The organism is Segeticoccus rhizosphaerae (assembly GCF_009192725.1).
GTDB classification, from domain to species: Bacteria; Actinomycetota; Actinomycetes; order Actinomycetales; family Dermatophilaceae; genus Segeticoccus; species Segeticoccus rhizosphaerae.
Map to the genome: position 1 here is coordinate 1 of NZ_VOHR01000199.1, position 7240 is coordinate 7240.

The 7240-nt window shown below is 71.2% G+C and carries 5 protein-coding genes and 1 riboswitch; of the genes, 3 read left to right on the plus strand and 2 right to left on the minus strand.

Annotation, left to right across the window (positions count from 1 at the left end):
• The 3 genes from FRW57_RS14655 to FRW57_RS14665 all read left to right on the plus strand — a co-directional run.
• Nucleotides 1-2079: carboxyl transferase domain-containing protein (locus FRW57_RS14655; RefSeq protein ID WP_275263149.1), on the plus strand; the 2079-nt coding region annotated here is incomplete at its 5' end.
• A gap of 50 nt (nucleotides 2080-2129) precedes the next feature.
• Entirely contained in the window at nucleotides 2130-4541 is a 2412-nt protein-coding gene (locus tag FRW57_RS14660; protein ID WP_137122646.1) for a flippase-like domain-containing protein, read from the plus strand.
• Nucleotides 4542-4718: 177 nt separating this feature from the next.
• Entirely contained in the window at nucleotides 4719-4964 is a 246-nt protein-coding gene (locus FRW57_RS14665) for a hypothetical protein (protein ID WP_152186336.1), read from the plus strand.
• A 170-nt stretch (nucleotides 4965-5134) separates the two neighbouring features.
• Here FRW57_RS14665 and FRW57_RS23295 read toward each other — a convergent pair whose 3' ends face one another.
• Both FRW57_RS23295 and FRW57_RS14675 read right to left on the minus strand, forming a co-directional pair.
• Nucleotides 5135-5464 carry an RNA polymerase sigma factor gene (locus FRW57_RS23295; RefSeq protein WP_162529369.1) on the minus strand — a complete coding sequence of 110 codons (330 nt, stop codon included), beginning with the start codon at nucleotides 5462-5464 and terminating at the stop codon, nucleotides 5135-5137.
• Nucleotides 5454-6689 carry a S8 family serine peptidase gene (locus FRW57_RS14675; protein ID WP_152186338.1) on the minus strand — a complete coding sequence of 412 codons (1236 nt, stop codon included), beginning with the start codon at nucleotides 6687-6689 and terminating at the stop codon, nucleotides 5454-5456. The genes FRW57_RS23295 and FRW57_RS14675 overlap by 11 nt, the downstream gene beginning before the upstream one ends.
• Nucleotides 6690-6882: 193 nt before the next feature.
• Nucleotides 6883-7088: riboswitch (cyclic di-AMP (ydaO/yuaA leader) on the plus strand.
• Nucleotides 7089-7240 lie beyond the last annotated feature (152 nt).

The window sequence follows — 7240 nt, forward strand, 5'->3', positions numbered from 1 at the left end:
ACCCGCAACGCCGAGGGCGAGGTGACCTCGGTGCCGCACGGCGAGCGCGCGATCGCCGCCTGCCTGGAGGCCATCCGCCGGGTGCGGACGGAGCGCGGGCCGGCCGGCAGCCGCCTCGACATGAACCACGTGTGGCTGCACATCTGGCCCACCGTGGATGCCGGCCTGGACGAGATCGGCGTTCTCCAGCGGACCATCGCGCCACTCACCGCCGGCGCAGGCATCACCGAGGTGCTCGCCCAGGGACGGATCACCGGCCCGGACGGGGCCGACCGCCCGCTCGCGGTGCGGTTCTCCTACGAGCCTGGAGCGGGTGTGGTGGCGGCGGTGCAGGACGCCCCCAGCGACCTGCTCAAGCCCTTGGACGACTACGACCAGAAGGTGCTTCGGGCACGGCGCCGCGGCACGGTCTACCCCTACGAGCTGGCCGGCATGCTGGCGGGGCGGGGCGGCTCCTTCGTCGAGCACGACCTCGACGACCAGGGCCAGCTCGCCCCGGTCGAGCGCCCGGCCGGCCTCAACAAGGCCGGCATCGTCGTGGGCGTCGCCTCCACGCCCACCGATCGTCATCCCGAGGGCGTGACCCGGGTCGTGCTCCTCGGCGACCCGATCAAGGCGCTCGGTGCCGTGTCCGAGCCGGAGTGCACCCGGATCATCGCGGCCATCGACCTCGCCGAGCTCGAAGGGCTGCCCGTGGAGTGGTTCGCGTTGTCCGCCGGCGCCAGGATCTCGATGGATTCGGGCACGGAGAACATGGACTGGGTGGCTCGGGCACTCAAGCGGATCGTGCTGTTCACCCAGGCCGGCGGTGAGATCAACGTCGTGGTGGCCGGCATCAACGTCGGCGCCCAGCCCTACTGGAACGCCGAGGCGACGATGCTGATGCACACCAAGGGAATCCTTGTGATGACGCCGGACAGCGCCATGGTGCTCACCGGCAAGCAGTCGCTGGACTTCTCCGGCGGGGTATCGGCCGAGGACAACTTCGGCATCGGCGGCTACGACCGGGTGATGGGTCCCAACGGGGAGGCGCAGTACTGGGCGCCGCACCTCGCGGGCGCCCGGGACATCCTGATGTCCCACTACGACCACAGCTACCTGGTGCCGGGCGAGTCCGGTCCGCGCCGTGCGCCGACCACGGACCCGATCGACCGTGACGTCTCCAGCTATCCACACGACATACCCGACAGTGAGTTCGCGACCGTCGGCGAGATCTTCTCGGCGACGTCAAACCCCGACCGCAAGAAGGCGTTCGACATCAGGACGCTGATGCGAGCCGTCTCCGACCAGGACCTGCCGGTGCTCGAGCGCTGGGCCGGCATGGCCGACGCGGACACCGCCGTGGTGCAGGACGTGCACCTCGGCGGCTGGCCGGTGTGCCTCGTCGGGATCGAGTCCAGGTCGGTGCCCCGCCGCGGGTTCCCGCCGACCGACGGCCCCGACACCTACACCGCCGGCACGCTGTTCCCACGGTCGTCCAAGAAGGTCGCCCGAGCCCTCAACGCGGCCAGTGGCAACCGGCCCGTGGTGGTCCTCGCCAACCTGTCCGGGTTCGACGGTTCGCCCGACTCACTGCGCAACCTCCAGCTCGAGTACGGCGCCGAGATCGGTCGCGCCATCGTCAACTTCGACGGCCCGATCGTCTTCTGCGTGGTCTCTCGCTACCACGGTGGTGCGTTCGTGGTCTTCTCCAAGGCGCTCAACCCGCAGATGACGGTGTTGGCCGTGGACGGATCGTTCGCGTCCGTGATCGGCGGTGCTCCCGCGGCGGCTGTGGTGTTCTCCCGAGTGGTCGACGGCCGCACCGCGGCGGACCCGCGGGTGCACGAGCTCGAGACCCGCATGGCGGGCGCGGTCGACGCGCACAAGGCCGGGCTGGCGACGGAGCTGGTCGAGCTCAGGGCGAGCGTGCGGGCGGAGAAGCTCGGTGAGGTGGCCGCGGAGTTCGACGGGATCCACAGCATCCACCGGGCGGTCGAAGTCGGCTCCGTCGATGCCGTCATCGCAGGTCACGAGCTTCGACCGCGGCTGGTGCGGGCCATCGAGGAGTCCCTGGCCAAGGGTTCGTCCGACGGCTGAGAGCGACCCTCCGGTTGAGGTATCCGGCGCGGGGGAGCAGCATCCAGAGGGTGGTGGTGAACGGGCGCAGCGAACCTGACGCCGAGAAGTCCTCGGCGCGCCCGGGGAGGTATGCCCGCCTCCGGATGACGATCGGCCGGCACCCGGCCGACGTGGTGCGTCTGGCCATCTCGGCGGGCGTGGTGCTGCTCTGCCTCGCGATCGCTCGAACGCCTGGGGTCAACCCGGTCGAGCTGGCCATCTTCAACGAGGTGCAGCAGCTGCCGCAGTGGCTGCAGGGCGTCCTTCGGGTGGTGGGCTGGGCCGGATCCTGGCCGGGAATCGTCGTGACTGCGGGAATCGCCTTGTATGTCGGCCGGATCCGCATGGGCGTGGCCCTCACCTCAGCGGCGGCGCTGGGCTGGGTGCTGGCTTGGGTCATCGCCTGGCTGGTGGGGCCACGACCGTTGTCGAGCTCGGAAGTGGCCACGATGCTGCACCAGCCGGGGTCGGCCGGCTTCGCCTTTCCCTCGCCGGAGACGGCCGTGGCCGCTGCCCTCGTCACCGTCGCCGCGCCCTACCTGCGCCGGGGTCCGGCACGACTCGGGTGGCTTGCCGTCGTCCTGGTGGGCGCCGCCGGGGACGTGATCGGCAACCACCTGCCGTTGGGCATCTTCGCTGGCGCGGTCCTCGGCTGGGGGTGCGGCACACTGTTCCACCTCGTCCTGGGGGCGCCGGGCCGGCGCACCACGGAGGCGGGCCTGGTGCTCGTCCTCGAACGGGCCGGCGTGCACGTGAAGAGCGTCTCGCCGGTCGCCCGGACCTGGTTGCACCCGTTGGAGTACGAGGTGGTCACCACTGACGGAGAGCCGCTGCGGATGAAGATCGTCCGTCGGCTGCACCGCGTGGCCGGCCCCACCTACCGGCTGCGCCGTCTGCTCGCGTCCCTGGAGGTGGAGTTCGAGCCCAGACTCTCCACGACCCGGCACGAGGTCGAGCACGAGGCCTACGTCAACCTGCTGGCGCAGAGGGCGGGCATCGGCACGGTCCCGGTCCTGTTGGCCGGCGAGTTCGAGCACGGACCGCCTTTCCTGATCATGCGGCACGTGCCGGGGCGGCGACTGTCCACCTTGGCGTCCCGCGAGGTCGACGACGAGCTGTTGGACGGCATCTGGGCTGACGTGCGGGCCCTGGCGGAGGCCCAGATCTCGCACCACGACCTGCGTGCTGACACGATCCTGGTCGATGCCGAGGGGCAGCCGCGCATCACGGACTTCACGTTCAGCCGAGTGGGTGGACCCTCTGCCGGGAGGCCCCAGGACTTCGCGGACGTGCTGGTGTCACTGGCGTCCGTGGTCGGGGTGACCCGCGCCGTCGACAGCGCGCAGCGGACGCTGGACGAGGAGGACCTGGAGCGCGTGCTGCCCTGCCTGCAGCCGCTGGCGCTGCGCCGGCGCATGCGCCGGCAGCTCGAGGACGAACGGACCCTGCTCGCCGACCTGCGCGAAAGGCTGGCCGACCAGCTCGGTTGCGAGGTGCCGCAGTTCCGTTCGCCGGTGCGCGCGACCACCGTCGCGATCATGCTGGCCGTCGGCCTGGCGATCTACCTGTTGCTCCCGCAGGTGGCCAGCCTGCCGCAGGTCCTCACGCTGCTGAAGGACGCGCACTGGATCTGGTTGGGCGTGGCCATCGCGATGGGCGTGCTCTCGATCGTGGCGGCATCGGTGAGCCTGATCGGTTCGAGTCCCACCCCACTGCCCTTCTGGCGCACCACAGCCGTCCAGCTGGCGGCCACCTTCACCGGTCGTACCACCGCGGCCGGGATCGGCTTCTACGCGATCAACATCGTCTACCTCGAACGGCTCGGACTGCGCCGCTCGCGGGCCGTGGCGGTCCTCTTCCTCAACCGGGCGGTGCACGGTCTGGTCACCGGGATCCTGACGTTGCTCGGCGTGCTCGCGATCGGGGCCGCCGCTCCCATCGGCTCCCTGGCCGTGCCCAGCGAATGGGTGATCATCGTCGTGCTGGTGCTGATCGCCATCGTGGCGGGTGTGCTCGCGTCCCCCTGGGGTCGCCGCCGGCTGCTGCGCCCAGCCCTGCGCGGCCTTCGAGAGCTGGTCCGCGAGCTGCTGCCCACCCTGCGCCATCCCGTCCTCGCCACTGAGCTGCTCGTCGGGTCGGTCGCGTTCCTGGTCTTCCAGGCGCTCGGCCTGGCGGCGACGCTGCGCGCCTTCACTCCCGACTTCTCCGTGGTGGCGGTGATGTCGGTCTACATCGTCGGGGCGACCCTCGGGCAGCTGGCGCCGACACCCGGAGGTCTCGGGACGGTTGAGGCGGCGATGGTGGCGGGACTGACCGCCATCGGCATCCAGTCGGGAGAAGCGGTCGCGGCGGTGCTGGCCTCGAGGCTGCTCACGTTCTGGCTGCCGATCCTGCCGGGGTTGGTGGCCTTCCGGCTGCTGCAGCACCACCGCGTCGTGTAGAGGTCAGCTAGAGCCCGAGGAGGCCGCGCGACAGACCGAGTTGTGGCGAAAATCACTCTGAACAGGGGAAATCCGGCGCCGGAGGGGCCTGTTGTACCAAATACCATGGTGCGGGGCAACCCACGACAACGATCTATCCCAGAGGAGGCAGAACCAATGCGTACTGACGCAACAGGAATGACCAACGTGAAGGTGCGCAACGTGCACGGAGCCCGGCTGGCGCTCGGCGTCGTGGCCGCTGTCTTCTTCGCCGTCATGGCTCCCGTCCTCCTCGTGAACGGTGCTGCTGCGCTCCTCGTGGTCGGCTCCGTCGTCCTGGCCCTCCTGGCCGGGCTCGATGCGACCGTCAGCGCCGACGCACTGTTGCACGGCACCGCCACGGTGGTCGCCACCAGCGTGCCGGAGCACGGCTTGGCCGCCTGAGCCGCCACTCCAGACCCGACCGGCCGGTGGGCACCGTGAACGCGGTCCACCGGCCGAGTTTTGTCCTTTTCCGGTCAGGCCACCCGGTCCACGCGGGTCGGGTGCGACGCCAGCCCCACCATGCGGCGGCAGTGCGCCGGGAGCCGGGCCAGGGCGGCGCGGACCGCCTCCTAGTTCTGCGCGTCGGCGAACTCGACTTCGTCGGCAGCGCGCAGGACCAGGTGCAGGCACTCTCGCCGGGTCGTGGCCGCCACCCATGCCGGCAGCGCCCCGGGCCCGGTCAGCTCCGACAAGTGGCCGAGGGCACGGGTGAGCACCACGCGCGTGACGTGGGCCGTGTCGGCCTCGCAGAGATGGCAACGGCGGCAGATCGCGCACACCAACGCCACGTAGCGAAGGACGAGCTCCTGCCATGCCGCCTCGTCACCGGTTGCGGCAGACCTGACGAGGACGTCCGTCGGGGTGCGTTGGTCATGCCTCTGGTCGCTCTCAGTACTCATCGGCGCGCCCTGGTCGTCCATCGGCCGGCCAGCCCGACGGGCGGCGCAGGCCGACGAGGGACCGCCCGACATGGTCCCTCTTCGAGGTCTCGGCCAGGTCCCTCCAGGCAGTCGGACCGTCGACCCCGTCGCTGACCCGGGCAGCGATGGCGCCGGCGACGGCGGCGGCCGCGAAGGCGGAGCCACCCCACCGGCCGAGGCCACCGGTGCCATCCCGGTGCACGTCGCAGGTACTCACGACGTCGGCCCCGGGCGCGAGGGCGTCGACCCAGGGCGCGTCCGGGGTGGAGTCGGCCGGCGCTTCCCCGTCGAGCGCGCCGACGGCGACGACACGTTCCATTGCCGCCGGCCACACCGGTGCGGGTGCCATCCCGTCCGACGCGGGTCCACCGTGGTCGCCGGCTGCGGCCACCACCACGGTCCGCGGGCCGACGGCGCGCACCGCCTCCTGCAGCACCATCGGGGGACGGCCGTCGTCGGTGCGACAGCCGACGCTGAGCTGGATGACGTCGGTGTCCCGCGCCCCGAGGTCGGCCAGATCCTTAGCGAGCGACCATCCGTCGGCGGTCCCGTCGTCCCGGAGACCGGCGCGCAGGTCGACGACGGCTCCGGGAGCCTGCCGCAGCACCAGACCCGTCACGAACGTCGCGTGGTCCGCGTCCCCTCGGTCGCTGGTTCCGTCCGCCGTGGCCAGGTCTCGGGCGGCGGCGATCACGGCCCCGTCAAGCCATGGGTGGGGCCGCAGCCGCGAGTCGACCACCCCCACGCGCGCGCCGTTGCCGGGGAACCGCCCCCGGGGGAGCACGTCACCGGGGCTCGAGCCGACGGGCACCACCGACGAGCCGGTGACCCGCTCCAGCAGCCGGTTCTTTCCCAGCGCAGGCAACCACCCGGCATACCGCTGCGCGAAGAGGCGTCGCAGGCAGACCAGGGTGAGGTCCAGGTCAGCAGCCTCGGCGCCCGCATCCTCGGCGCGCGCCACGGCTTCGTTCACCCACGACCGGAACTGTCGGCGCACCTTGCTCACGGCAGCGGAGGGTTCGAGGCAGACGAGGGCGAGGCCGAGGCGCTCGTCCTCGTCTGCGACGCGAGGACTGGCGCCCCACGTGTCGAGCTGGTGCAGGACGAGCCCGAGATGGGGCAGTCCCACCACCAGGTGGTCGCCGTAGAAGCGCTGTTGCTGTCCGCGCACGATGCGCTCGGTCCTGCCCTTGCGGTAGATCATCGTCGTCGCCCGTCTGTGGCCGCCGCTGTGTCATCGGAGAGGACCGGGCCGTGCCCTCCCTGATACGTCGCCGCCGGGACTATTTTTCTCCCGCGAGGAAGATCCGTGACCAATTCTTGACCAGCACGTGACATACCCGCCGGGGGTGTGTAGATTCGTGTCCGCTGCCGACGGGGCAGTTCTCCGGGTGGCTCGCCGAATCCTGCCGCCATCGCGGAGATCCACAGACCGCACGGCAGGAGCGGGGGACCCACTTCGGGGCGTCGAGAGATGCCCCTCGGGGTGAAGCGTCCGTGTGTTCCACCGGTCGACACGGGGTCGTCGAGTCGGGGGAGCAGGCGGAGGCCGGGTGATACTCCCACCCGAACCCGACAGCTGACCTCGCAGGCGTCTGGAGAGGCCAGACCCGCGTGTCCACGAAGACCCCCGGGCGCCACCGCGCCCCGAGCCGATTCTCGTTCCGTCCCGCCGCGCAGGCGTCCGCTGTCGTCGCCGTGACCGGCGGCCTCGTCCTCGCCATGGCACCGACGGGGCCGCCGGTCACGGCGACG